The organism is Massilia sp. Root418 (assembly GCF_001425265.1).
GTDB lineage: Bacteria > Pseudomonadota > Gammaproteobacteria > Burkholderiales > Burkholderiaceae_D > Rugamonas.
Map to the genome: position 1 here is coordinate 494,147 of NZ_LMEC01000026.1, position 25,853 is coordinate 519,999.

Annotated in this window: 22 protein-coding genes, 1 tRNA gene and 1 pseudogene; 4 read left to right on the forward strand and 20 right to left on the reverse strand. The window is 65.1% G+C overall.

The features are described from left to right. Positions 1 to 73 precede the first annotated feature (73 nt). Positions 74 to 592 carry a pyridoxamine 5'-phosphate oxidase family protein gene (locus ASC94_RS30755; RefSeq protein WP_056405137.1) on the forward strand — a complete coding sequence of 173 codons (519 nt, stop codon included), beginning with the start codon at positions 74 to 76 and terminating at the stop codon, positions 590 to 592. Between the two features lie 15 nt (positions 593 to 607). On the opposite strand, the gene ASC94_RS30760 is transcribed toward ASC94_RS30755, so the two are convergent. The 9 genes from ASC94_RS30760 to ASC94_RS30800 form a co-directional block, all read right to left on the reverse strand. After that, entirely contained in the window at positions 608 to 955 is a 348-nt protein-coding gene (locus tag ASC94_RS30760; protein ID WP_056405140.1) for a YggL family protein, read from the reverse strand. Between the two features lie 67 nt (positions 956 to 1,022). Further along, on the reverse strand, positions 1,023 to 1,835 hold the full coding sequence (locus ASC94_RS30765; RefSeq protein ID WP_157201659.1) for a hypothetical protein: 813 nt from the start codon (positions 1,833 to 1,835) through the stop codon (positions 1,023 to 1,025). Next, positions 1,832 to 2,161: a HipA N-terminal domain-containing protein gene (locus ASC94_RS32180; protein WP_229417458.1), complete on the reverse strand. Its 330-nt coding sequence runs from the start codon at positions 2,159 to 2,161 to the stop codon at positions 1,832 to 1,834. The genes ASC94_RS30765 and ASC94_RS32180 overlap by 4 nt, the downstream gene beginning before the upstream one ends. A 3-nt stretch (positions 2,162 to 2,164) precedes the next feature. Continuing rightward, on the reverse strand, positions 2,165 to 2,422 hold the full coding sequence (locus ASC94_RS30775; protein WP_056405145.1) for a helix-turn-helix domain-containing protein: 258 nt from the start codon (positions 2,420 to 2,422) through the stop codon (positions 2,165 to 2,167). A gap of 203 nt (positions 2,423 to 2,625) precedes the next feature. Beyond that, positions 2,626 to 2,715, reverse strand: a tRNA-Ser gene (locus ASC94_RS30780). Between the two features lie 22 nt (positions 2,716 to 2,737). After that, positions 2,738 to 4,771: a bifunctional diguanylate cyclase/phosphodiesterase gene (locus ASC94_RS30785; protein WP_056405147.1), complete on the reverse strand. Its 2,034-nt coding sequence runs from the start codon at positions 4,769 to 4,771 to the stop codon at positions 2,738 to 2,740. Between the two features lie 2 nt (positions 4,772 to 4,773). After that, a complete protein-coding gene (locus ASC94_RS30790) occupies positions 4,774 to 5,949 on the reverse strand; it encodes an EAL and HDOD domain-containing protein (protein WP_056405150.1) in 1,176 nt (391 codons plus the stop codon). Between the two features lie 205 nt (positions 5,950 to 6,154). Next, a complete protein-coding gene (locus ASC94_RS30795; protein WP_229417459.1) occupies positions 6,155 to 6,775 on the reverse strand; it encodes a response regulator transcription factor in 621 nt (206 codons plus the stop codon). A gap of 4 nt (positions 6,776 to 6,779) precedes the next feature. After that, entirely contained in the window at positions 6,780 to 8,159 is a 1,380-nt protein-coding gene (locus ASC94_RS30800; protein WP_056405153.1) for a cache domain-containing protein, read from the reverse strand. A gap of 269 nt (positions 8,160 to 8,428) precedes the next feature. Between ASC94_RS30800 and ASC94_RS30805 the strand changes: the two genes are divergently transcribed. Next, the gene (locus ASC94_RS30805) at positions 8,429 to 10,489 is read left to right on the forward strand and encodes a carbon starvation CstA family protein (protein WP_056405155.1); all 2,061 of its coding nucleotides are present in this window, start codon (positions 8,429 to 8,431) and stop codon (positions 10,487 to 10,489) included. After that, on the forward strand, positions 10,489 to 10,689 hold the full coding sequence (locus tag ASC94_RS30810; RefSeq protein WP_056405157.1) for a YbdD/YjiX family protein: 201 nt from the start codon (positions 10,489 to 10,491) through the stop codon (positions 10,687 to 10,689). The genes ASC94_RS30805 and ASC94_RS30810 overlap by 1 nt, the downstream gene beginning before the upstream one ends. 42 nt (positions 10,690 to 10,731) lie before the next feature. Here ASC94_RS30810 and ASC94_RS30815 read toward each other — a convergent pair whose 3' ends face one another. The 7 genes and pseudogenes from ASC94_RS30815 to ASC94_RS32185 all read right to left on the reverse strand — a co-directional run. After that, the gene (locus ASC94_RS30815; protein WP_056405159.1) at positions 10,732 to 11,739 is read right to left on the reverse strand and encodes an AAA family ATPase; all 1,008 of its coding nucleotides are present in this window, start codon (positions 11,737 to 11,739) and stop codon (positions 10,732 to 10,734) included. After that, positions 11,736 to 13,103, reverse strand: coding sequence for an AMP-binding protein (locus ASC94_RS30820; protein ID WP_229417460.1), 1,368 nt, complete (start codon positions 13,101 to 13,103; stop codon positions 11,736 to 11,738). The genes ASC94_RS30815 and ASC94_RS30820 overlap by 4 nt, the downstream gene beginning before the upstream one ends. 22 nt (positions 13,104 to 13,125) lie before the next feature. After that, complete coding sequence (locus ASC94_RS30825) at positions 13,126 to 13,713, reverse strand: hypothetical protein (RefSeq protein WP_056405162.1); 588 nt, start codon at positions 13,711 to 13,713, stop codon at positions 13,126 to 13,128. Then, positions 13,710 to 15,551: a VWA domain-containing protein gene (locus ASC94_RS30830; protein ID WP_229417461.1), complete on the reverse strand. Its 1,842-nt coding sequence runs from the start codon at positions 15,549 to 15,551 to the stop codon at positions 13,710 to 13,712. Before ASC94_RS30830 ends, ASC94_RS30825 begins: the two co-directional genes overlap by 4 nt. Further along, positions 15,548 to 16,699, reverse strand: a complete 1,152-nt coding sequence (locus tag ASC94_RS30835) for a hypothetical protein (RefSeq protein WP_056405166.1) — start codon at positions 16,697 to 16,699, stop codon at positions 15,548 to 15,550. The genes ASC94_RS30830 and ASC94_RS30835 overlap by 4 nt, the downstream gene beginning before the upstream one ends. A 16-nt stretch (positions 16,700 to 16,715) precedes the next feature. Further along, positions 16,716 to 18,296 (reverse strand): AAA family ATPase, encoded by a 1,581-nt coding sequence (locus ASC94_RS30840; protein WP_056405168.1) that lies wholly within the window; start codon positions 18,294 to 18,296, stop codon positions 16,716 to 16,718. Positions 18,297 to 18,507: 211 nt separating this feature from the next. Beyond that, positions 18,508 to 18,894 (reverse strand): annotated as a pseudogene (locus ASC94_RS32185) (DUF29 domain-containing protein); the annotation flags it as partial. Between the two features lie 4 nt (positions 18,895 to 18,898). Between ASC94_RS32185 and ASC94_RS30850 the strand changes: the two are divergent. Next, positions 18,899 to 19,531, forward strand: a complete 633-nt coding sequence (locus tag ASC94_RS30850; protein ID WP_157201660.1) for a WG repeat-containing protein — start codon at positions 18,899 to 18,901, stop codon at positions 19,529 to 19,531. 27 nt (positions 19,532 to 19,558) lie between these two features. Here ASC94_RS30850 and ASC94_RS30855 read toward each other — a convergent pair whose 3' ends face one another. The 4 genes from ASC94_RS30855 to rpsO all read right to left on the reverse strand — a co-directional run bounded on the left by ASC94_RS30855 (position 19,559) and on the right by rpsO (position 25,712). Continuing rightward, positions 19,559 to 21,505 carry a tetratricopeptide repeat protein gene (locus ASC94_RS30855; protein ID WP_157201661.1) on the reverse strand — a complete coding sequence of 649 codons (1,947 nt, stop codon included), beginning with the start codon at positions 21,503 to 21,505 and terminating at the stop codon, positions 19,559 to 19,561. 103 nt (positions 21,506 to 21,608) lie between these two features. Further along, positions 21,609 to 23,024 (reverse strand): hypothetical protein, encoded by a 1,416-nt coding sequence (locus ASC94_RS30860; RefSeq protein ID WP_157201662.1) that lies wholly within the window; start codon positions 23,022 to 23,024, stop codon positions 21,609 to 21,611. A 54-nt stretch (positions 23,025 to 23,078) separates the two neighbouring features. Continuing rightward, entirely contained in the window at positions 23,079 to 25,202 is a 2,124-nt protein-coding gene (gene pnp, locus ASC94_RS30865) for a polyribonucleotide nucleotidyltransferase (RefSeq protein ID WP_056405181.1), read from the reverse strand. A 240-nt stretch (positions 25,203 to 25,442) separates the two neighbouring features. Continuing rightward, positions 25,443 to 25,712 carry a 30S ribosomal protein S15 gene (gene rpsO, locus ASC94_RS30870; protein WP_056405183.1) on the reverse strand — a complete coding sequence of 90 codons (270 nt, stop codon included), beginning with the start codon at positions 25,710 to 25,712 and terminating at the stop codon, positions 25,443 to 25,445. Positions 25,713 to 25,853: the final 141 nt, after the last annotated feature.

Here is a 25,853-nt window from a genome sequence, read left to right on the forward strand (position 1 = left end):
GCCAACGCAATCGCGCCTAGCATTTGACCTGGACAGCCGAGGCATAAGGCCTGGGCAATTTCAGGAGAACGCAATGGACAGCATCAACCGCAATCAGCCGGAACACAACCGCCAGGACCTGACGGGCAGCGAAGCCGTCAAACGCATCAAGGACACCGTCGAGGAAGCCAAGGCGGGCTTCTTCTGCACCGCAAACCGCGTCATTCCCATGAGCCCGCTCAAGGTCGACGAAGCGGGCAACCTGTGGTTCCTCAGCGCCGACGACAGCCACCACAACCAAGACATCGCCGCCAATCCGGCCGTGCGCCTGTACTTCCAGGGCTCGCACCATTCAGGCTTTCTGTACTTCGACGGCCACGCGGTCATCTCGCGCGACCCGGCGATGATCAAGGAACTGTGGAGTTTCACGCTGAAGACCTGGTTCACCGAAGGCGAGAACGACCCGCGCATCACAGTGATCCAGGTGCGGCCGGTGGAAGGCTACTACTGGGACAACAAGCACGGCGACGCCGTGGCCGGCGCCAAGATGCTGGTCGGCGCCGTTGTCGGGCAGACCCTGGATGATTCGATCGAAGGGACCATCAGGCTGTAGCCGCCGTCAGCAGACTTAGCCCCAGCCGTACCACGCATCGCGCAGCTCGCCCACCTGGACTTGCTGCAGCGCGTCCTGCCCTTCCAGCCAGGCACGCACCAGCTCGCGGTGGCGCTCTTCCACTTTGCCGTAGGCCTTGTCGGACACCACGAAGCCGCTGAAGTCGCTGTTCATGCCGCCGCCGAAGGCCAGGCCGTTGGCCTCGATGGCTTCCAGCAGGAAGCGGTACAGCAGGCTGTCGCGCTGCGCTTCGTCCTGGCCTGCCGCCAGCTTGGCGTCGACCATGAAGCCGAGTTCCTGGAATTCGCCCAGGTGCATTTTCTTGCGCTGGCGCCGGTTGGCGCGGTGGTGGGATCGGCTCATGTTTTTCTATCCGGTGAGTTGCAAAGCCGAATTGTCTCACGGCACCGGCGGTGGAGAACAGGGCTGATTAGCGGGCTGCCGGCGGCACAGCGATTGCGGGCGGCGCCAGCGCCGCCGGCGCGGCTTGGGCGTAGATCACGATCGGCGCCGGCGTGGCCGCCGGCCTGCTGACGATCAGATTGACGCTGCCTATCCAGACGGCGCACATCGCCACCACGGAGCCCATCATCCACTTGAAGGAATTGGCGGTGTTCGTTTGCAGCAGGGCGTTGGCTTCGGCGAATTGAATGCGCTGGCTGGCGGTGAATTCATCGAACTTCTTGTTTTGCGTGGCGGTGAACTCATCAAATTTCCGCACCATGGTTACGGTGAAATCGTCAAATTTCTTGTCTTGGGCGGCAGCGAACGCTTCGAACTTCCTGTCTTGGGCTACGGAAAATTCCTCGAATTTCTTGTCCTGGGCTGCGGAGAATTCTTCGAATTTCCTGTCCTGCGCTGCGGAGAATTCTTCGAATTTCCTCTCCTGGGCTGCGGAAAATTGTTCGAATTTCTTGTCTTGGGATGCTGAGAACTCCGCAAATCTTTTGTCTTGCGTCGACGTGAACTTGCCCATCTCTTCCCGCAAGTCTTTCAGGCCGCCCTCTACGCGCAGTTCAAAAGACTTTTGCCTGTCAGCTTGTTCAGCAACGATGGCGCGCACCTCGCCCAACACTTTGGTGGAGAAGCTCTCCAGCTTGGCGTCCAGATAGGCTTGGTCGGTAGCGGCATTCATCAGGCTATGTTCGGCCGCTCCCGCGCAGCTGTCAATGACATCGATCAAACGTGCTGCATGCGTTTCCGCGTCGGAAATAGGTTGCATTGCCGACGATGAAACGCTCAACCATACTCCTGTGCGCCCTGCTCGGCAGCGGCCCGCAGCAAGGTGAACGCATCGATGGACGCCAGCTTGAAATGCGACGCCAGGCGCTTGCGGATCGGCTCGCTATTAGGAAGCAGGTTGTCGAAGAAATTGCAGGCGACCTCACCTCGCAAAGGCAGGTCGCCGGTATATGGCAGTGACAGCGACAAAGGCCGTCCTACGACTGACTCGCGCCACGCTTTATCGTAACGAAACTGGGTTTCGCCACGGGCCGGGATAGTCCAGACGCCGACACGTTCGCCGTTACTGCAAACCGACAGCGACCGCAACTTCGGTTTGCGGCCCATGGATTACCATTCCGGCGTGTTTGAGCCACGCTCTTCGTCGATACGATTCTTCGGTTGCACCAGCACCTCGTGATTCAATGCGGCGAGCAGTGCGAGGAGCTGGTCGACATTGATTGTGCCCGGCTCCAGTTCCATCGCCGAGATGCGGCTTTGGCTGACGCCCAAGCACTGCGCCAGTTGCGTTTGCGACAGGCCTGCCGACTTCCGCGCCCCTTGAAGAAGCGGCCCGAGCTGCCTTGAGAGCGATAGGATTTGCTTCATGGGATGGGACGTCGGGTTCGTCGAGAAGTGAAATGGGGATGTGATCGCGCGCCGTCGGCGCGCGGAGCTGCGCGCGCAGCGCGCAGCAGATGGGCGATTCGGATAGCCTCGCCCCCCTTAGGGGGCTACGTCTTCGAATCTCACCGTTTCCGTCCGAGCAATTAAAAACGGGCTCCCGCAGGGGAGCCCGTTTTTAATTGTTCTGGCGGAAGCGGTGAGATTCGAACTCACGAACAGTTTAACCCGTCGGCAGTTTTCAAGACTGCTGCCTTCAACCACTCGGCCACGCTTCCTGGGTGCCAGCATTATACAGAATTACCGCCCTTCCGCCAGCCAGTCTTCCCGCAGCGCTTTTTCAAACTGCTCCGCCGGCAAGGGCTTGGAGAACAGGTAGCCTTGCACTTCGTCACAGCCGCTGTGCTTGAGGAACGCGAGCTGCTCTACCGTTTCCACGCCTTCGGCGATCACTTTGTGGTTGAGCTGCTGCGCGATGCTGATGATGGTGCTGGCAATGGCGCAGTCGCTGGCGTCGCTCGGGATGCCGGTGGTGAAGGAGCGGTCGATCTTTAACGTGTCGATCGGGAAGCGTTTCAGGTAGGACAAACTGGAGTAGCCGGTGCCAAAGTCGTCCAGCGACAGGGTCACGCCCAGCGCGGTGATGCGGTCCATGATGCCGATCACGCGGTCGATGTTGTGCATCAGCGTGCTTTCGGTGATCTCCAGCTCCAGCCACGACGGTTCCAGCCCGTAGCGCTCCAGCGTTTCTTTCACCCGCCCCGGCAGCGCCGAGGTGAATTCGCGCGCGGAGACGTTGACGGCCAGGCGGATCGGCGGCAGGCCGGCGTCTTTCCAGCTTTGCGCCTGTGCGCACGCCGCTTCGAGCACCCATTCGCCAACCTGCACCACCAGGCCGGTGGCTTCGGCCAGCGGGATGAATTCGGCCGGCGGCACCAGGCCGCGCTCGGGATGGCGCCAGCGCACCAGCGCTTCGGCGCCGATGATCTTGCTGTCGGCGATGGAGAACTTGGGCTGGTAGTGCAGTTCAAGCTGGCCGTTGCCGAGCGCTTGCCGCAGCCCGGATTCGATGCGCATGCGCTCCTGCATGCCCTGGTTCATGTCGCGGCTGTAGAAGGCCACGTGCTCGGCGTCCGAGTCGCCGCCCTGCTTGGCGCGGTACATGGCGATGTCGGCCAGGCGCAGCAGGGTTTCGGCGTCGGCGCCGTCTTGCGGGTAGACGCTGATGCCGATGCTGGCCCCGACCCGCAGGTCGTGCCCGTCCACCATGAAGGGCTCGTTCAGCGCGGCCAGCAGCTTGTGCGCCACGCGGCTCGCCTCGTAGTGCTGGCCGATGTCGAACAGGCCGACGGCAAATTCGTCGCCGCCCAGCCGCGCCACCAGGTCCTGGTCGCGCAGCACCAGGCGGAAGCGCGCGGCGACTTCCTTGAGCAGGGCGTCGCCGATGCGCCGGCCCAGGGTGTCGTTGATCAGCTTGAAACGGTTCAGGTCGATGAACAGCACGCAGCCGTGCAGCTTGCTGCGCTGGGCCACCGTGAGGGCCTGGTCCACCAGCTTGGTGAGCAGGGTGCGGTTGGGCAGGCCGGTCAGCGCGTCGTAGTAGGCCAGGTGGTGGATGCGCTCTTCGGCCAGCTTGCGCTCGGTGATGTCGGTCAGGTAGGCGATCATGCCGGTGGGCTTGCCGTCCACGTCGTGCAGGGTGGACAGCGACAGGCTGGCCCAGAATACCTCGCCGGATTTTTTCTTGCGCCGCACTTCCATCAGGCGCCCGCCGTGTTCCAGGAAGGGGTCGGCAAAGCCGACGTCTTCGTCGTCGTACAGGAACAGGATGTTGCGCCCCACCGCTTCCACCGGGGTGTAGCCGAACAGGCGCTCGGCGCCCTTGTTCCAGCTGGTGACGAAGCCGTTCATGTCCATCGTCAGCACCGATTCGTGGATCTGGTCCAGGATCTGGGACTGGTGCTGCAGCTGCGCTTCCACCTGCACGTAGGCATGCGTGCTGCGCTGGGCGATGGAGTGCACTTGCAGCACGCTGCCGGCCAGCGCCGCCAGGCTGGCCAGATGCTGGCGCTCGGCGTCGGTGTAGTCGCTGCGGCCGGCCACTTCGAAGCGGCCGAAGCTCTGGTTTTCAAAGCGGATTTCCTGCACCAGGCCGCCCGCCCAGGCTTCCAGGCCTTCCGTGCCGGGCGGCAGGTAGCGCCCCTGCGGCGAGTGCACCACGCTGCGCGCGATGCGGCCCAGTTCTTCCGTGAGGGCCGCGCCGCGCAAGCGCAGCACCGCGTCGCACAGGGCGGCGCTGCTGCCCAGGAAGTCGGAAACCGGATGGGCCAGCATGGCTAGAGGTTCCTGCTCACCTGGATCGCCCAGTGGCAGGCTTGCAGCAGGCTGCGCCAGTGCGTTTCGTGGTCCACGCCCAGGTCGTGCAGGGCGCTGGCGTCGGGCATGTCCTGCTCCGCCAGCGTGAGCATGTCGCCCATGGGGCCGGCGCGGTCCAGCAGGGCCATGACCACGTCCAGGTCCAGGCTGAGTGCGCTGACGATTTCCGTCATCGGCATGTCGAGCAGCACGTCGAGCAGCGAGAACACGCCGGCCACGAAGGCCATGTCTTGCTGGTCGCGGTCGCCGCCGCGCGCCTTGGCCAGCGCTTCCATGTGCGCCGCGCGCACGGCCGCCAGCGGCAGCAAGGCATTGGCGCCGCCGTCGTCCTGCTGGCGCGCATACAGCAGCAGCTGCAGCCAGCGCTGCAGCTGGCGCCGGCCCAGCACGTTGATGGCCTGGCCGAAGCTGTGGATGGGGGACTTGGGCGCGAATGCGGCTGAATTCACCACTTTAAGCAGGTGGTAGGCCAGCGCCGGGTCTTGCTTGAGCAGAATTTCCAGCTCGCGCGAGTCGGCGTCGCGCGCCAGCAGGCCGAGCAGCGCCAGCAGGCGCTTGCGCGAAGTGCCGTCGGCCGCGCTGCTTTCACGCTGCGGGTGGCGCACGTAGGCGCCGCTGAACAGGGTGAAGCCCGCCGCGCGGCAGGCTGCCAGCCGGGCCGGCGTGTCCACGTTGAGCGCCAGGTGCGGGCCGGCCATGGTGAGCATGGTCAGCTCGCTGGGCAGGGTTTCGCGGCAGTCGAAGGCCAGGCTGCGGATGGCGCACTTGCCGGCGTCGAGGCCGGCCTCGCCGTCCACCATCAGGCGGTAGCCGGCCTCGGCCAGCTGCTTGCATCTGGCCTGCATCGCGGCATTGGCGCAGGCGGCGGCCGGCACGCGCAGCACAGTGCGCGCCGGCGGCAGGAAGGCCAGCTGGCTGACCTCGTACTGCTGCAGGCCATTTATGGTGACGAGGAAGTCCAGCGGCGCCAGCGCGGCGCCCATGTCGGGATAGCCGAACACGGTCTGCAGCGTGGTCAGCTGGGTTTCGTCGGCAACGGCGGAAATTTGAAATGACAGGGCCACCCACTCGTTTTGAGCGTTGGACACCGCTGTGAGGCCCACCAGAGGAAATGGGCTTGCGTCAGACAAGGACATCAGAATCTCGGCGTGGGTAGTGCATGCAATAGTAGAGCAAATATTGATTCAGGGCAATTATTTGACGCGCAAATAACAACGGTTCGCGTTTCCAATTGCCTGGGAGCAGGAATATATCAGAAATTGCAGATAGGACACGTTCTGTACGCTAGAGTGCGGGCTCTGTTAGTGACATTGTTGCACCGCCCCGACGCCGGGGCGGGCGTCAGGGGGCGCCGCTGGCGAATTGCACGGCGTAGCGGATGAGTTCGGCCTGCCCTTCGATGCCGAGCTTGCGCTTGATGTTCAGGCGGTGGGTTTCCACGGTGCGCACGGACAGGTCGAGGTCGCGCGCGATCTGCTTGTTGGACTGGCCGTTGGCAATGTGCAGCAGCACTTCGTGTTCGCGCGAGGTGAGCTGGGCGTCCACGTTCTGCGGCTTGGCCAGCTGGCGCGCCAGCGCGGCGCTGTAGTAGATGCCGCCGGACATCACGGTCTCGATGGCCACCACGATGTCCTTGCCGGGCGCGTCCTTGAGCACGTAGCCGCGCGCGCCGGCCTGGATGGCTTGCGACACGTATTCCAGCTTGTCGTGCATCGACAGGATGAGCACGGCGATATCGGGGAATTGCTCGCTGAACTGGGCCGTCGCTTCGATGCCGTTGCCGCCGCGCATATTAATATCCATCAGCACCAGGTCCACATTGGCGTGGCGCGCCTGCTGCAGCGCTTCCTGCGCCCCGCCCGCCTCGGCCACCACCTCGAACTGCGGCACGGCTTCCAGACGGGCGCGCAGGCCGTCGCGCACCAGGGGATGGTCGTCCACCAGAAGAATCTTGATTGTCATCGCTTTAACTTTCGTTGGACACATGGGCCAGCAGTACCGTGCCGGCCGACGAGGACGAGATGGAGAATTGCCCGCCTATCGCTTCCATGCGCTCCATCATATTGCGTAAGCCGATGCCGCGCTTGGGGTGGACGGCGATGCTGTCGGCGTCGAAGCCGTGGCCGTCGTCGGCAATGCGCAGGGTCACGGCGCGGTCGGCCCCGGTCAGGCTGATCTCGATATGGCTGGCGCCGGCGTGGCGCTCGATGTTGGTGAGCGCTTCCTGGGCGATGCGGAACAGCACGGTATTGGCCACTTCGGGCAGGTCTTCGGTGCTGCCCTCGGCGGAAAACACGATGGGCACGTCGCTGCTGAGGCGGAATTCCTCGGTCAGGTGGCTGAGCGCGGCGGCCAAGCCCAGGTCATCCAGCAGCGCCGGGCGCAGGTTGTGCGAAATGCGGCGCACTTCGCCCAGCACGTTGTTGAGCTGTTCCGCGGCGTGTTCGAACACGCCCTGCGCGGCGGCGCACTGGTCCGGCCCCGGCCCGCTGACGGGCTTGACGTGGCCGAGCCGGATGATGCCGGCCTCGATCTGCAGCTTGATCGACACCAGCCACTGCGAAATGCCGTCGTGCAGGTCGCGCGACAGGCGGGCGCGCTCCTCCTCCTGCGATTCCACCACGCGCTGCGCCAGCGCCTTGAGCTTGGCGTCCGCCACGCGCAGCTCGCTGATGTTGAGCGCCACGCCCGCGCCGGCTACCACCAGCGCGGCCAGGATGGCAATGCCGGTGATCCACAGCATGGTGTTCTGGATGTTGGCGCGCTGCTGGGTGTCCACCTTCTCCAGCGCGCGGTCGACGTCGTCCAGGTAGATGCCGGTGCCCAGCATCCAGCCCCACTCCTTGAGCATGATCACGTAGCCGAGCTTGGGCGCCGGCTGGTGGCTGGACGGCTTTACCCAGTAGTAGCGCTCGTAGCCGCCGCCCGACTGGGCGCGCTGCAGCAGGCGCTGGATGGTGGGGGTGCCGTTCTGGTCCTTCAGTTCCCACAGGTTCTGCCCCACCAGCTCGGGCTGGCGCGGATGCATCAGGGAGTTGCCTTTCAGGTCATAGATAAAGAAATAGCCGTCATCACCAAAGCTGAGCGAGCCGAGGATGCGCTTGGCTTCGTCCATGCTGGCCTGGTCCCTGGCGCCGGACTGGTAGAGGCGCGAGATGGAGTGCGTGGCCAGGGTGACGTAGTGCTCCAGCTCGGCCTCCTTGCTGGCCAGGTAGGCTTGCTGGATGGTGCCGCGCTGCTGCTGGGCCAGCACGTTGGCCTGGTGCCGCACGGCCAGCGCAATGGCGCACAAGGCCAGGATCAGCGGCGTGATGGCCAGGAAAATGACTTTTTGGCGCAGCTTCATAGTGGGTGTCCGAGCTCGTTTCCAGGGCGATGAGGCGGATTGTACGTTGCGGGGGCCGCCAGGCGCTCCGTATTAGTACGTAGTCTATCTGCGTAGTGCTGCGCTTGTGACAGTTATTTACTTCCTGAATACTAGCCATAAGCCGAAAAGGTCTCGTAGGGCGGGTTAGGCGCAGCCGTAACCCGCCATGCGTCTCGGCGGCTCATGGCGGGTTACGGCTGCGCCTGACCCGCCCTACGAAAATTACAGTTATCTCCCGGAGGAAAAATATGCAAGCACTCCTACGCAAGCTCGGCTGGGCGGCGTTGTCGCTGGCCGGCGCGGGCGCCCTCGGCGTCATCGCGCTCAAGCGCGGCGAAGCCATCAGCGCCATCTGGATCGTCATCGCGGCGGTCTGCATCTACCTGATCGCCTACCGCTTCTACAGCCTGTTCATCGCCAAGGAGGTGATGAGCCTGGACAAGAACCGCATGACCCCGGCCTACAAGTTCAACGATGGCCTGGACCACGTTCCCACCAATAAGTATGTGCTATTCGGCCACCACTTTGCCGCCATCGCCGGTGCCGGCCCGCTGGTCGGCCCCGTGCTGGCCGCGCAGATGGGCTACCTGCCCGGCATGCTGTGGATCCTGGCCGGCGTGGTGTTCGCCGGCGCCGTGCAGGACTTCATGGTGCTGTTCATCTCCATGCGCCGCGACGGCAAGTCGCTGGGCGACCTGATCAAGTCCGAGCTGGGCCCGATTCCGGGCAATATCGCGCTGCTGGGCACCTTCATGATCATGGTCATCATCCTGGCGGTGCTGGCGCTGATCGTGGTGAAAGCGCTGACCGGTTCGCCGTGGGGCAGCTTCACCGTCATGGCCACCATCCCGATCGCGCTGTTCATGGGCGTGTACTCGCGCTATATCCGCGTGGGCCGCATCGGCGAAGTGTCCATTATCGGCTTCGTGCTGCTGATGCTGGCCATCGTCGGCGGCCAGTACGTGCAGGAGAATCCGGCGCTGGCGCCGATGTTCAACTACACCGGCACCGAACTGACCTGGATGCTGATCGGCTACGGCTTCATCGCCTCCGTGCTGCCCGTGTGGCTGCTGCTGGCGCCGCGCGACTACCTGTCCACCTTCCTCAAGATCGGCACCATCGTCGGCCTGGCGCTGGGCATCGTGATCGTGGCGCCGTACCTGCAAATGCCTGCCGTGACCAAGTTCATCGACGGCACCGGCCCGGTCTGGTCGGGCAACCTGTTCCCCTTCCTGTTCATCACCATCGCCTGCGGCGCCGTCTCCGGCTTCCACGCGCTGATCTCGTCCGGCACCACCCCCAAGATGATCGAGAACGAAGCCCATGCCCGCTTTATCGGCTACGGCGCCATGCTGATGGAATCGTTCGTTGCCATCATGGCGCTGGTGGCCGCGTCCACCATTGACCCGGGCATCTACTTCGCCATGAACGCGCCGGCCGCCCTGCTGGGCACCACGCCCGAAGCGGCAGCCGCCGTGATCTCGGGCTGGGGCTTCCACATCACGCCGGACGTGCTGGTGCAAACCGCGAAGGACGTGGGCGAGCATTCCATCATCTCGCGCGCCGGCGGTGCACCGACGCTGGCCGTGGGCATGGCCCATATCCTGTCCAACGTCATCGGCGGCAAGGCCATGATGGCCTTCTGGTACCACTTCGCCATCCTGTTCGAGGCGCTGTTCATCCTCACCGCCGTGGACGCGGGCACCCGCGCCGGCCGCTACATGCTGCAGGATCTGCTGGGCGCCATGGTGCCGTCGATGAAGGATTCCAAGAACGTGTTCGCAGGCCTGCTGGCCACCGCGCTGTGCGTGGCCGCGTGGGGCTACTTCCTGTACCAGGGCGTGGTCGATCCGCTGGGCGGCATCAACACCCTGTGGCCGCTGTTCGGCATCGCCAACCAGATGCTGGCCGGTATCGCGCTGATCCTGGCGACCTGCGTGCTATTCAAGATGAAGCGCGCCCGCTTCGCCTGGGTGACCATGGCGCCGACCGTATGGCTGCTGCTGTGCACCCTGACTGCCGGCTGGCAGAAGATCTTCGACGCCAATCCGAAGATCGGCTTCCTGGCCCACGCCGCCAAGTACTCGGCCGCGATTGCCGAAGACAAGGTGCTGGCACCGGCCAAGTCCATGGCGCAGATGCAGCAGATCGTCTTCAACGACTATCTGGACGCGTCGCTGGCAGGCTTCTTCATGGTGGTGGTGCTGAGCGTGCTGGTGTTCGGCGTGCGCACCGCGCTGCGGGCCCGCGCCAGCGCCAAGCCGACCGTGCAGGAAAGCGCGGCGCAACTCATGCCGGCGGTGCAGTAATGTTCCAGGAACTGGTCCAGGCCGGCCGCTATCTCGGGCAAAGCATGCGCCTGATGGTGGGCCTGCCCGAATACGACACCTACGTGGCGCACCATGAAAAGACCCATCCGGATCTGCCCATGATGAGCTACGAGGAGTTCTTCCGCGAGCGCCAGGAAGCGCGCTACGGCGGCGCCGGCAAGCGCGGCGGCTGCTGTTAAGCTTCCTTCCCCCTAAAGCCCCGTGCTCCCCACGGGGCTTTTTCATTTGAGCGCCCGCAGCACAGTGGCGATGCGCCGCGCCAGCGGACCTTCCAGCAGCACGTAAGGAATGCTGCGCCGCGCCAGCTCGGCCAGATACCAGCTGTGCTGGCGCTGGCGGAATGCCGGCTCGCGGCGGGTGCCATCCTGGACGAATTCAAAGTCCGGCGCGCAGAGGAATAGGTGGTTGTACTGGCGCTCCGCCAGCCGCTCCAGCGCCGGCTCTGCGCGGCCGAACATGGCGTGCGAATAAAACAAAGTGGTGAGCGCCGACGTGTCGCAGAACAGGTAGCGGCGCGCCAGCTGGCGCTGGCGGTCCTCGCGCCGGTGCTGCACTTCGGCGATGCGCACCATGTCGCGGTAGGCAAGCCCGCCGCCCTGCTCCACCCACAGTTCGCGTCCGTACTCGGCCGCCCACGCAGTTTCCAGCCGCGCGGCCATGGTTTCGGCCATGGTGGTCTTGCCGCTCGATTCGCCGCCCAGGAAGCATACTGTCTGCACGAAGCTGGCGTACACCTCGGGCGACAGCAAGGCACGGTGGGCGTGCGGGTCGCTACGAACCAGCGTGCCGGACACCGGAACGGCCTTGCGTGCCTGATCCACGCTCACATGCCGTACCTCGGTGTGTTTGCCAGTGCTGCGCGTGAAATAGCGCGCCAGCTCGGCGGCAAAGCCGTCGCCGTATTCTTCGCTGGTGAACACGGCGTCGACGGTGGTTTCCAGCACGTCCTGGCAAAGCTGGCCGACGAATTCGCGGTGCACAAGCGCGTCCGCATCGTTGTGCGGCAGTGCATGGCGGGCGGCGTCCAGCACCAGCACGCGGGCCTGCGGAAAGCGCGCGCGCAGCCACTGTTCGCGCTTCCATGGTTCGCATCCCGGCAGGTCGGGCAGCGCGTAGCTGATGACAATGACTTCCGCGCAGTCGGCCATTGCCCGGCGTATCAGCAGTTCGTGGCCCAAGTGCAGGGGACTGAATTTGCCGACCACGAGACCGGTCTCGAAGGCGTTCATGCGTGCGCGCCTTCCAGGCCGGACGAGTACTGCACGGTCTTGTCGTCGGCCGCCAATAGCTCCACAGTCACCGTGCCGGGGCCGAAAAGCGCCTCCAGCGCGGCCCGCGCTTCATCGCCCAACGGCGTGAAGGCCTGCCTCATGCGCAGCACCACGGCGCCATCGGCGTGCTGGTGAAAGCTGAAGTGGGGGATCGGCAGGTTCTGCAAAGCGTGCGTGACGTCGATGTTGTTGATCCATTTGCCGGACGCGAAATAGCGTACCGGCGAGCGGCCGGAAAGGCCCACCAGGACCGGCGCATCCTTCCCGAACGATAGCGAAGCGAAGTCGCCCGTGCGGTAGCGCAGCAGCGGCAGGCAGAAGTTGAAGCCGCCCGTAACGGTAATCTCGCCGCGCTCGCCGGGGGGCACGGGCCGGCCCTCGCGGTCCAGGATCTCGACGTAGAGATGCGGCTGCAGCAGCACGTGGCCGCCCGCACAGGCGTCGTACACGGCCACCGGACCGACTTCGTTGAGCGAGTAGATGTCCAGCACCGGGCAGCCGAAGCGCTGCTCCAGCCGCGCGCGCAGGGCGGGCAGCAATAGCATGGACACCGACAGCAGCGCACGCGGCTTGGTGCTGAGCGGGAGCTTCAGCAGCTCCGTGAACGAGATCGGGTCGCCGGCGATGACTTCGGGCGCCAGCGCGTCCAGGTACACGGCCCGGTCGTCCGGCGTGCGCCATTCGTCCGGGTACAGGTTGATCTTGGCCAGGCCGGATTCACCCATCGTCGGCGTCACCGACACATAGGTGAAGCAGCGCTTCTGGTGGCCCAGCAGTACCACGCCCACTTGCCCGCCGCCGTGCGCCAGCTCCACGCCGAAGCGCCGCAGCGCGCGCTTGTGGAAGGCCAGGTAGCGCGCCGCCACTACCGGATGCGACGCGATCACCAGCGGATGGCCGGTGGTGCCGGTGGTGCGGAAATTGATCATGCGCGCCACGTCCGCCGTGTCGGGCACGAAGGCGGCGATATCGGCGGCGAAGTCGGCGCGGCAGGTTGTGGGCAGCGCGCTGAATTCCCTGGGCGGGGAGCCGAGCTGGCGGTAGTGCGGCACGGTCTCGAACGCGGCGCGCAGGAATCCGTCCACCCAGTCGGGGGCGCTGCCTGGCGGCCAGCCTACGCTAGCGCTTGCCACCTCCTGCTCGAAGGCGCGCACCTGCTCCACTTCGTGCGCCAGCAGCTTGTTACCGCTCTCGTTGCGGAATACCGGCGCGGACGGGTGCTCGCGCAAAAAGGCCAGCATGGCGCGGCCGGCCGGCGTCAGCGTGGGGAAGCGTTCAATGTCCTCGTTCATCGGCATGCTGGTCATCCGCATATTGCTCATCGGGCCCTCGTGCGTCTGCCAGTTATTCGCGCGACCATTTGTCGGCCGATTCCTCGGCGGCCTTGCGCGCCAGGGCCGCGCGGATGTCGGCGGCGCGCTGCTCGGCGGCGCGGCTGGCTTCCAGCAGCCGGCGGCGCTCCACGCCGCTGATGCCGGACAGGCGGTCGGTGGCCTGCGCCACGGTCTCGCCGGCAGGCCGATGGTCCAGGCGGGCCAGCACAACGCGCGCCAGTTCCTCGCGGCGGTCCGGGTCGCTCACGAACTTGTGGGCGGGGGTCGCTTCGGCCAGCTCCTGCATGGCTGTCTGCAGCAAGGCCAGCACCTTGGCTTGCGGCAGGCCGGCAGCCACGAACCAGTGATCGGCCAGCAGCCAGGCGGCGATCATCACCAGCGCCAGGCGGTTGCGGTCGCGCCGCGCGTCTGTGCTGGTGAAGCGCTCCAGCGCGGCAAAGGATGCACGCTCGCCATGCAGCGCCAGCACGTCGTTCACCAGCGCGGCGACGTGCACGCTGCCGGAGCTGCCGATGCGCGGTTCGGCCAGGAACTCGGCGGGCGTTTCGGCCAGCCGGTGCGTGAGGGTTTCGATAGGTGGTCCGGGGTGTTGCATCATGCTTTCCTGCGCGGCGCGTTTTTGGCAGCATTCTTCGGCGCGTAATGGCGGCGGCTGAAGGCGCGCGCGAATTCCACCAAGTCTTCGAAGCGCTCGATGGCGTGGATTTCCCAGCCCTGGCTGTCACGCGCGCGCCGCAAGTCGTCGTAGGCTTTCTGGTTCCAGCGCGAAGGCTGGCCCTGGTCCCAGCCGGCCGGGATGTTCAGCGCCATGGTACCGCCGGCATCCCCCACCGCCAGCGCGCGGGCGGAAACATCCCAGCCGCTGTTGCCCTTCTCGTCCTTGTCGAACATGGTGGTGATGCCATCGTCCGAAATCATCAGGATGTGGGTGCGGCGCTGGCGCGGCTGCCTGAAGGTCTCGCGCAACTGGTGGATGGGGAAGCAGGTGGCGCCGCCGTAAAAACCGGTGAGGATGCCGAGCACCGCGCGGTCGTCGCGCACGAAGCCGTCCGTGGCCATGGCTTCGCCCTTGCCGCTCCACAGCGTCGCCTGCACGCTGGAACCTGCCCGCAGCGCGGACAGGGCAATGATGGCGCCAGCCAGCGTGAGGTAGGAGGTCTGGTTGCGCGGGTTGGGCATGGAACCGGAGCTGTCCACGTACAGGTCCAGGTCGATCAGCGCTGGCTTCTCGGGACGCGCGGCTTCCACGCCGTAGCTGCGCTGCACGGTGGTCAGGCCGGGGATAATGCGCGGACTCTGGATCACGCTTTGCAGCCAATCCACGCTGTCCAGCGGGTCGCCGGTCTGCCAGAGCTCGAGGCCTTCCAGCTGCGGTTCAGTGGATGCGGGGGCGGGCAACTTGGGGAAGGAGATCAGGTGCGGCAAGGCGCGCTCGCGGTAGTAGCGTACGGCGATGTCCTCGTCGCTCAGCTTTACGCCTGCGGCTTTCAGGATTTCGCCGTATTCGTAGGGTTCGCGGGTCTGCCCTGCTTCGCTGGCGATGGGGGCGGCGGCGGGCGGCTGGTCCGGTGCGTCGTCGAGGCCGGAGATGCGGGCGTCGTGTACGGGGTGAACGGCGTCCTCCAGCTCTCCGGGCTCGATCTGCTGGCCGCCGGCCGGCTCGCAGCCTTCGGCGGCGTCGCGCGTGTCGAACATGCGGCGGAATTCCTGCTCGTCCTCGATGCTCTCGACCAGGTAGGGCAGCAGCAAGGTAGCGAACTTGCCGGCGCCGTCCATCCAGTCCTTGGCGTAGACCCGGATCAGGCGCGCGCCGAGCCAAGCGTCCGTGTCCATGCCGGTGGTGCATTCTGCGCCGCCCAGGTCGCCCTTCGGCAGCTGCCACAGGTTTTCGTAGATGCGCACATACAGCGACCAGACCTTGCCGCGCGCGGCGTCTCCCCTGCCCGCGTCCAGGCGGCGGTAGATGTGGTCGATGCGCAGGAGGGCCTGCCGTTGCAGGCGGTCGTTGATGTACAGGTCCGTGTAGAGATTGGCCACCATGGCGGCGTGCCGCTCCAGCGTGGGCAGCGCACGGCGGATGCGGGCCAGCAGGCGGAACTGGTCGGTGGCGCTGCCGGGTGCGAGCACGTGGTGGCCGATTTCGTGGGCGAGGATTTCGACGGCATAGTCCTGCAGGCCGAGCTGCTGCACGCTTTGCATGTCCACCACCACGCTCTGGTCAAGCAGGCGGATCATGGCGAAACTGCCGCCCAGGCCCTCCTTTGCGGCTTCCACGGTGGTGGCGCACAGGCGTGCGTCGCGCAGGCGGGTGAACTTGCTCCACGCTTCCAGCGCCGGCGGCCAGGCAGCGCGCCATTGCGCGAGCAGGTCTGCAGGCACCGGTGCAGCAGCGTTTTCAGGACCGTTTCCAGGCATGTTCGCGGCACCCGTGCTCATGGCAGCGGCAGCACGCGCACGGCGTGGCTGTATGGGGAGGTGATGGCCACCGTGTGCTCGTTGCAGGCGATGCGCAGCGCGTCGGCCGGCAGGTCCACCGTGAATTCGCGGCCGTTGACGGTGAGGCGCTGGCCGGACTGGCTGACCTTGGCGCGCGTGACGGGCAGCTGGGGATGTTCGTATTCGTCCTGCGTGGCGGCGTGCAGGGCGGCGCCGCAGGCGTCCGCCACCAGCAGCGCATAGCGGTCGCCGCTGCGGACCCAGAAGCCATCGCTTGCGGGGCGCACGTCGGGCGGCTCGGGGAAGGCGCCGCCTAGGCCGGTGAAGCTGCCGACTTCCGTGCCGTGCGCGGCGCGCCGGCGCGCAGCGTCGTCCGGCATCCACCAGGGGTCGCGCAGCAAGCGCTCGCGGAGTTCGGGCCACCCGCCGCCAACCGTGTCGCCAGCCGTGCCGCGCGCCGTGCCGCCAGCCGTACCGGCTGGCGCGCCGAAGGCGGCGAGGGCCAGCGGTGCGGGCAACCTGTCTGCGGCCGCGATGGCGCCCTGGCGGAAGTGCGCCATGCCGGCGCGCCAGGCGCAGACCTGGCCGATGGCGCGTAGCTGCTGCAGGTCCGCGACTTGCGGGGCAAGTTCGGCCATCAGTGCCAGCCACTGCGCAGGGCGTGCGTGGCCGGACTTCTCCAGATGCAGCGTGGCGTTGGTGAGCATGCCGAGCACCTGCGCGGGCTGGGCGCACAGCAGCGCGGCGTAGCGCGGGACCAGCTCGCACCAGACCTGCACCGCGATGCCGCTGCCCTGCCCGTGCGCGACCAGCTCCAGCGCCACGTCGAACGCCGCCATGGCGACGGCAGGCAGGCGCTCAGCGGCGCTGGCCGCCGGGGCGGCGCTGACGGCTGGGGAGGCGCTGGCTGCGGGCGCGGCGCTGACGGCTGGGGCGGCGCTGACGGCTGGGGCGGCGCTGACGGCTGGGGTCGCGCAGGCTGCAGGGGCCCCGCAGACCGCGCGGATAACCTGGTCGGCGGGGCCTTGCAGGAAGCTGCTGAAAGCCTCCGTGTCGAACGACGGATAGCGGCGGCGTGCGTCGGCCACGCGCCGGTTGAACTCGGCGCGCCCGGACGCGAGCAGGCTGGCGAACTGCGGCGACATCATGCTGGTTCCGTCTCCTCTATTGCGACCGCAGCCAGACCAGGTAGTTGGTGTAGCGCTGGTGCAGGTACTTCAGCTTGAGCAGGTCGTCATACAGGTGCCCGTACAGCTTGCGCCCCTTGGTCTGCTCAGCCACTTGACGCTCGATCTTGCTCAGCCGCGCCAGCACGTCGCGCTCGCTCAACCCATCCAGTCCCTGCGCGAACTGCGCGGCGAAGTCGCCCACCGGATCGTTGCGGTCCAGGTCCAGCCGGTCGTAATCCGCGTTGGACGCATCGAACAGGCGGCGCAGCCAGCTCAGGCGGTCGGTCCGGTAGGCCGCGTTCTCGGGCAGGCCGAAGAACGGCGCGTCCAGGTCCGGCTGCAGCTTGTCATGCAGGACGAAAGGCAGCACCTGGCGCACGTCGTCCAGCTCCACTTCGGCGTTGCCCCGGAAGTAGGCCAGCGCCTTGGCGTAGATAAGCAGCGTCATCAGGTTGCGCACCGAGATGCCGTTCCGGGTCTGGCAGCCCAGGTCCTTCAGGCGGTCGCGCCCATTGTCCGCTGCGGTGACCTGGCTCCAGTCGAAGCCGGACAGGCGCGCCGTGTCCTTGGTCATGTACTCGAACTGGCCGCCCGCCGTCTCCAGCAGTTCGAACTGGCTGGTGAAGAACTCCAGCCGCCGCCGCACCGGTTCCGGCACCAGCACGGCGCGGATCTCCCCGCCGATGCGGTCCACCTGCTCCGGTGTGAAGATGATCTCGGCCGGCACCAGCTCTTCCGGCTTCAGGTTCTCTTCGATACGCACCAGCAGCTCGCCGAGGAAGCGCGGATTAAAGGACAGTGCCTGCACGATCACGTCGATGCGGTCGCGCAGCGCCTCGACCACCTCGTAAGTGCCGCCGCCCTGGTCGTCGTTCGCGGTCAGATACCAGGCCGATTCGGGGCACTCGTAAATGTGGTTCAGCACTTCCGCATAATTGTCGCCCATGAGCGTGAGCAGCGCGCTCTGCGTGCGGGTGGGAATGCGGTTGTATTCGTCGATGATCTTCACGCGCATGCCCAGCCAGCTGCGCCACGCGATGCGGATCTCGTCCATGCTCTGCGCGTTCACCAGGTCCGCCGGCAGCGGATTGCCCAGCAGGTCGGCGATGGTCATTTGCGGGTGGCCATGCTGCATGGCGCGCCTGACCTCCTTCACCGAGGCGCCCGACAGCACCCCCATCAGGATGGCGCTGGCGGTCTTGCCGCGCCCCGGCCCGCCCACGAACAGGCATTTGCGGCGCGTGGCGAAGGTGAGCAGCGGCAGCAGCACGAAGCTGGAATAGCTCTGCGCCGAGGGCAGGCTCAGGGTGCGCTTGCTGTCGCCCACCGAGTAGGATTGCGCGGGGCCGCTGTTGTACTCGATGTCGTAGTGCGGACTGATGATGGCGTTGTTGACGATCCAGAAGTAGGCCTGGCGCAGCTTCTCGTCCAGCGGCTGGGCGGCGCCGCCCTCCTCCGTGCCCAGCTTCACCGGGCCCTGGTACAAGTCGGCCACGTCGAACTGGCGCGGCTTGGGCGCTGCCTTCGGGTTGGTGGGGGCCTTGGAGACGCGCTGGAACAGATTGAACGGGGACATGGACGCAAGCCGTTAAGGAATTGGCAATGCGCAAAGTATAGCCGAGGCGGCCGATCGCCGGCGGCGGGCTGAGGGGTTCAGTCCGGGAAAAACGCCTGCGACTGCACTTGCCCGATGGTCCACGGCCAGGTTTCGGGTATGGCGTCATAGTCCAAGCCGGCTTCGTGCACCGCTTTTCCAGCGCATCACCCCATATGTCGGCCAGCCATTCGGCATCGTCCATCACGTGCTTGAGGCTGGGAGTGCGGCTCAGCAAGCGGGCAATGCGCGTTCGCTGGTCACGCAAGGTTTTGCGCCAGCTTGAACAGCGGCGATCCGGCTGGAACCGCCACTTCAGCAGATGGCTCAGCAAAAGGGTGTAGCGGTGCGCCAGCTCGTGGCGCTCGCGCAGGTTCAGCTCGGCGATCTCTTCGGCGATATGCTCCAGGTCGAGCTGCTCCCACTGCCTGTCGCGGAGCAGCGCGGCCTGTTCGCGCGCCCACGCGGCGATATCTTCATCGTACAGAGTTCCCATGGCGGCCTCCCGCGAATTAGACCATCGTGTACGTCTAAAGTTCCCTGGAAAATGTAAGATGGTCCCGTTGAACAACGGGGACATGACAATGAGACACTTGTGGATCGGTAGCCTGCTGATGCTGGTGGCAGCGCAGGCGATGGCGGACTGCCCCGGCAAGGACGACGTATGGGCAGACCAGTGCTTCGAGGCCGCAGGCACCAGCGAACGGCTCAGGAAAGCGCACCTGAAGAAGGTGAAGTTCGACAAATCCGGCCACGCAGTCATCACGCGCGAACCGCTGGAACTGCTGGCGATCGACCGGCAAGGCATCATCAAGGTGCCGGGCATCTACTTCGCCGGCGATTTCGATTACAAAGACGCGGAAGACGGCATCGGCCGCTTCGGCGAGCAGCGCTGCGGCTACTTCAACGTGAAGACCTTCCAGATCGTCATCCCCGCGACCTACGACCAGTGCCAGCCATTTCACGCGGGCCAGGCCGTGGTCTGCAACGATTGCACCCGCTACTGCACCGAGCCGGAGTGCCAGGACAGCGTGCTGGCCGGCGAACGCATCCTGGCGCTGGACGCGAACAACCGCGAATTAAGGCCAGCATGGCGCCGCACCGTGGAGGACATCTGCAAGCAGCAAGGCGTACTCGAAGAAACCCGCATCAACCGCAACAGCCTCTATGTGCGCTGCAAGCCCGACCCCGCCGACCCGTTCCGCAAGCTGCAATAAGGGAACTGCAGGCCGGCCGATGAGCACTCAGCCCCTGAGAAGACCGAGGCGCTGCTCTATCCGGGTGTGTTCCAGCAAGGCCTGCTCGCTTGCCTGGGTGTTGCCTTTTTCACGCTCGATTTCAGCCAACTGCTTCAGCGCGACACTCAAGTCGCGTAGTGTCGCAGGCGTATCGCCCACCCGCGCGGCAAGGCTGCGGCGGATCTCCAGGCTTTCCAGGCAGGCTGCACTGGCTGCGTCCACCCGCCCCTGCTGCCGTGCCACGTTCGCCAGCCGCCCCAGCATCACCGCCAGATCGCGCAGCGACTCCGGCAACGGGCCCAGCTCGTCGACCATCCGCCGCCGGATAGCCAGGCTTTCATCATAGGCAGCCTGCGCGGCGTCCCACTGCTGGTGCTCGCAAGCCAGGTCGCCGATCTTCCCCAGCGCGATGCCCAGGTCACGCATGGGCATGGGCTGCTCGCCCAGCGTGGCGGCCAGGCGGCGCCGGATGTCCAGGCTTTCCTGATACGCCTCGCGCGCGGCATCCAGTTTTCCTTGCCTGCGCGCCGCATCGCCAACCTTGTTCAACGACACGCTCAAGTCCCGCAAGCTCTGCGGCGCTTCCGCTTCGTGCGCGGCAATACGGCGGTCGAGCTGCAGGCTTTCGCCGTAGGCGGCGCCGGCCGCATCCCATTGCCCCAGCTTGCCGTGAATGTCGCCAACTTTACTGAGCGACCCGCTCAACCCGCGCAAGCCAGGCAAGGATTCGTCTGCCTGCCGGACCAGCGTACGCCAAATATCCGTGCTTTCAGAATAGGCGCCGCGCGCCGCTTCCAGCTGTCCAAGCTCGGCGGCGATATTCCCCACCTTGACCAGCGACGTGCTGAGGCTGGCCATGCTGGACCAGGACGAGTCCATCAGCACAAGCAGGCGGCGGCGGAGCTCCAGGCTCTCCAGGTAAGCGGTGCGCGCCACCTCCAGTTGCTGCAAGTCATACGCGATATCGCCGAAGTCATTGAGACCGATACCAAGGTTCTGCAAATTGTGGGGCGACGCATCCATGGCGGCTATGCGGCGGTCTATCTCCAGGCATTCCCGGAACACCACTGCCGCTTCATCCAACTGTTTCAAGGTGCGCAGCACCCGCCCCATGCCACTGAGCGACACGCTCAGATCGTGCAAGCTTTGCAGCGATTCATTCGACTCCTTCACCAGGCGGCGGCTGATATCCAAACTTTCCTGAAAAGCCTTGCGCGCAGCGTCCAGGCGCTGCAAATCCCGCGCCGCGCGCCCCAGGGTGACCAGCGCCAGGCTTAGCGCACGCAGGCTTTGCGGCGTGCCCCCGTCCAGCGCCGCCTCCCGCCGGCATATTTCCAGCACCTGTTCAGCGATCGGCAGCGCCTGCGCAGGCAGGCGCACTTCCAATAATTGCTCGGCCAGCTGCCCCCCAAGCGCCGGCGACAGGCGCCGGCTGGGGGCCGACCGCCACCCCTGCCATTGACGTTCCCAGCGTGTCAGCAATCCCTCGCTGGGCGCGGCACCGAGGCCGCGTGGGCTGGCAGCGGCCGGAACGCTGGCGTGTGCGGGCAGCTCATCGCCGGCGTCCCACGCCGGCACCACGTGCACGGCACTGCGGACCGACCACAGGTCGGGGGCGACCTCCGCTGTCCGCGCGGCGTAACGCGCCGGCAGCAACAGAAAAACGAAGGCCTGCTCGCGCTCCAGCACGGCGCGGTTTTCGTTCAGGCGGGCCAGGAGACGGTCCCGGTACGCATCCCACAGCGGAGCGGGATCGCTCAGTTTGAGCCAGCAAGGCATGACTGGCAAGCCGGATGCCGGGGCGAGCAGCGGCCCAAGCAGATCGGCCGGCGGCGCATCGGGCGCGATGGGCTGCAACTGCAGCAGGCGGCGCGCGTGCGCCCGTAAGTGCGCGTCCAGTTCCGCCGCCAGCCATTGGTTGGCGAGCGCATAGTCGCTGAACAGGTACACCACGCCGGCCCCTCCGTGGTAGCGAAGCTGCTGGCGGAGGCGCCGCAACAGTGAACGGTGCTCTTTCCCGGGGCTCACGATCGGGGCGCGGCGGGGCGCGGCTGAATCAATGCGCCGCCGGCTGCGCCGGCTGGGCCTCTGGCCGCGCCATCACCCAATCGCGCAGCAAAGGATGGATCGCGTACCATGCATCCCCGTTCAGGTAGGCCAGAACGTGCTTGGTGGCCAGGTAGCGCTGGAAGGCCAGGCTGTTTACCTTGTCGTCCAGTTCCGGATCATGGCTGCGCTCCAGACGGGCCATCCACGCGATGTCCGCTGTCGGCACCAGCTTCGGCGGGCTGATCTGGCTGTGCACAACGCTCAGCAGTTCGTCCTCGCCCGCATCCGGCTCCGCTTCCATCTCCAGCAGCACCACCTTGATGGCGCGCAGGTAGTCGCGCAAATCCCCGCCGCTGTCATGGATCAGGCGCTCGAGAAATGCGGGCGTGAAGAACTTCGCCCATGCGGCATAACGCAGCGCCAGCAAGTTGGTCATTTGCTGCACGCCCTCCGGGTCGAGCGCCGCGCTGCGCTTCTTGAACACGTGCACCGACGGCATGTTCACCACCACCCCTTGCCCCAGGATACCGGGCAAATGGGGGTTTTGCGCCAGCAGAAACGGCGACACCGAATACACCACGTGCACACTCGGCAAACGCAAGGCCGCGCCCTCGCTCAAGAACAGGCGCTCCACGCTCTCATAGACTTTCTCCGATTCCGCGCCGTAGCCGCGTATCTTCTCCAGCGAGTCGGCGATTAACACGCATTTCTCGCCATGCGGGCAAATATCGGCAACCAATTCGGCCACGAAGCGGTGGGCCTGGCTGACAAAACCCGCCACATTGTTTTTCAGGGTCTGTTCAAGCCCGGCACGGAACGCCTCGTCGGTTTTCAGGGCCAGCTGGATCTGCGTCTTGGCCACGCCGATATCCGCGCCAAGGTTGATTTTATCCAGGTTGATATTGGTGCGGGTCAGGAAGTCGGTCAGCCGCTCGATAGGCGTGCGCCTGGTGCGCCCCACCACGCCCACCGCCTCAATCCACGAGGAAACCAGGCCCAGCAACATGCTGACCAGATCGATAGGCGCGCTCAGGTTCAGCCAGTCGCCCAGATCGCAGTAATACACTTTGCATTGTGGCCCCTCCAGCTCCTTCTTCAGGCGCAGCAGCTCGGTACTCTTGCCGCTGCCGATCTGGCCCGTGAACAGATATACGCCATCGCCGTCCTGGTGCGTAATCTCACTTTTCAGCCGCCCCAGCGCATTACGGGGCCCCTGCAGATGCGCAACGTAACGGGCCGCGTCTGCCGGATCAGCGATATTCAGCGGCTTGGTGTCCTGAACCGCTTTGATGAATTCGGACAGCGCTTCAGATGTGTAGTTGGGCATGGGGAGTGGCATGTGGCAGCTGGAATGCGTTTGATTGTACAGATTATCATGCAGTATGGTAGCCGGTGCAAACCGCCGCCGATTCTGACGCGGCAATAAAAAAACCGCCAGGCTTGCGCGCTGGCGGTTTCAGATGAAGCTAGGCCCCGATTACTGCGCGGCTGGCGCTGCGCCTTCTTCGGCGGCTGCTTTCATGGACAGCTTCAGGCGGCCGCGGTCGTCGGTTTCCAGGACCTTGACGCGCACTTGCTGGCCTTCTTTCAGGTAGTCGGCAACGGCGTTCACGCGCTCGTTGGCGATCTGCGAGATGTGCAGCAGGCCGTCTTTGCCCGGCATGACCTGGACGATGGCGCCGAAGTCCAGCAGCTTCAGCACGGTGCCGTCGTAGGTCTTGCCCACTTCGACCGATGCGGTCAGCTCTTCGATGCGGCGCTTGGCTTCCTGGCCGGCGGCAGCGTCAACGGAAGCGATGGTGACCACGCCTTCGTCGCTGATGTCGATCTGGGTGCCGGTTTCTTCGGTCAGCGCGCGGATCACGGCGCCGCCCTTGCCGATCACGTCACGGATCTTCTCAGGATTGATCTTGATGGTGATCAGGCGCGGTGCGAAGTCCGACAGTTCGGTCTTCACGTGCGGCATGGCCTTCTGCATTTCGCCCAGGATGTGCTCGCGGCCTTCCTTGGCTTGCGCCAGCGCCACTTGCATGATTTCCTTGGTGATGCCCTGGATCTTGATGTCCATCTGCAGCGCGGTGATGCCATTGGCGGTACCGGCTACCTTGAAGTCCATGTCGCCCAGGTGGTCTTCGTCGCCCAGGATGTCGGACAGCACGGCGAAACGGCCGCCTTCCTTGATCAGGCCCATGGCGATACCGGCCACGTGCGCCTTCATCGGCACGCCGGCGTCCATCAGTGCCAGGCAGCCACCGCAGACGGAGGCCATCGACGAGGAACCGTTCGATTCGGTGATCTCGGACACCAGGCGCACCGAGTAGCTGAACTCGTCAGCTGCCGGCAGCGCGGCGATCAGCGCGCGCTTGGCCAGGCGGCCGTGGCCCACTTCGCGGCGCTTCGGCGTACCGACGCGGCCGGTTTCGCCGGTGGCGAACGGAGGCATGTTGTAGTGCAGCATGAAGTCGTCGGTGTACTCGCCCATCAGCGCGTCGATCTTCTGCGAATCGCGGGCGGTGCCCAGGGTCGCTACCACCAGTGCCTGGGTTTCGCCGCGGGTGAACAGGGCCGAACCGTGGGTGCGCGGCAGCACGGAGGTGCGGATCGCGATCGGACGCACGGTGCGGGTGTCGCGGCCGTCGATGCGTGGCTCGCCTTCCAGGATCTGCGAACGCACGACCTTGGCTTCCATGTCGAACAGGATGTTGCCTACTTCCACGCCGTCCGGCGCGTCGGTGCCGTTGGCCGCTGCGTCGGCAGCCAGGTCGGCCACCACTTCGGCGGACATGGCGCGCAGCTTGTCGGTGCGGGCTTGCTTGTCTTTGGTCTGGTAGGCTTCGCGGATTTTCGACTCGGCGAACTGCGCCACTTTGGCGATCAGCGCTTCGTTCTTCGGCGCCGGCGCCCACTGCACTTCAGGCTTGCCGCCGTCGCGCACCAGTTCGTGGATCGCGTCGATGACTGCTTTCATTTCGGTGTGGCCATAGACCACGGCGCCCAGCATGATTTCTTCGGACAGCTGCTGCGCTTCCGATTCCACCATCAGCACGGCGGTTTCGGTACCGGCCACAACCAGGTCCATCTGCGAGGTCTTCAGCTGGGTGGTGGTCGGGTTCAGGATGTACTGGCCATTGGCGTAACCCACGCGGGCGGCGCCGATCGGGCCGTTGAACGGTACGCCGGCTACGCACAGGGCAGCGGAGGCGCCGATCATCGAGGCGATGTCTGGATCGATTTCAGGGTTGACCGACAGCACGTGAATGATCACTTGCACTTCGTTCATGTAGCCTTCCGGGAACAGAGGGCGGATAGGACGGTCGATCAGGCGGGAAGTCAGCGTTTCTTTTTCGGAAGGACGGCCTTCGCGCTTGAAGAAACCGCCCGGGATTTTACCGGCAGCGTAGGTCTTTTCCAGGTAGTCGACGGTCAGCGGGAAGAAGTCCTGGCCAGGCTTGGCTTCTTTGCGCGCCACGACGGTTGCCAGCACAACGGTGTCTTCAATCGACACCATCACCGCGCCGGATGCCTGGCGAGCGATCTCGCCGGTTTCCAGGGTCACGGTGTGTTGGCCGTACTGGAAGGTTTTCGTAACTTTGTTAAACATGGGTAATCCCTTTCTATTTGCCGACAGATTTTCAGGAGCTGTCGTTCACCTCACCACAGACGACGGCCGGGGCCGCCGCCTTTACTGCTGATTTTCTGCTGATTTACTGCTGATTTACTGCTTATTACTGATTTGCTACAGGTATTGCCGGATTGCCCTATTTTCCCGGCTCAGAATGACAAAATGCCCGCGGCAGAGAACTGACGCAGGCATTTCGGCTCAAGCCGGGACGTACAAAGATTACTTACGCAGACCCAGTTTAGCGATCAGGTCGCGGTAACGGGTTGCATCTTTGTTCTTCAGGTAGGACAGCAGCGATTTACGACGGTTAACCATCATGATCAGGCCACGACGGCTGTGGTGATCTTTGCTGTGGGCTTTGAAGTGACCGTTCAGTTCGTTGATGCGTGCGGTCAGCAGCGCAACTTGAACTTCTGGGGAGCCGGTGTCGTTCTGGCCACGTGCGTTGTCCGCGATGATCGCGGCTTTGTTGATGTTTTCTACGGTCATGATATTACCTTTCACATGCGGTATGCGGAGTCTGAACCCTGCGCACCGTGAGTACGATTAAAATAGACTGGCCCAAAGACCAGACCCGCGAGTATAACGGAATCCGCCACGTAAGGCTAGAATTACCCGTCGACGGGTATT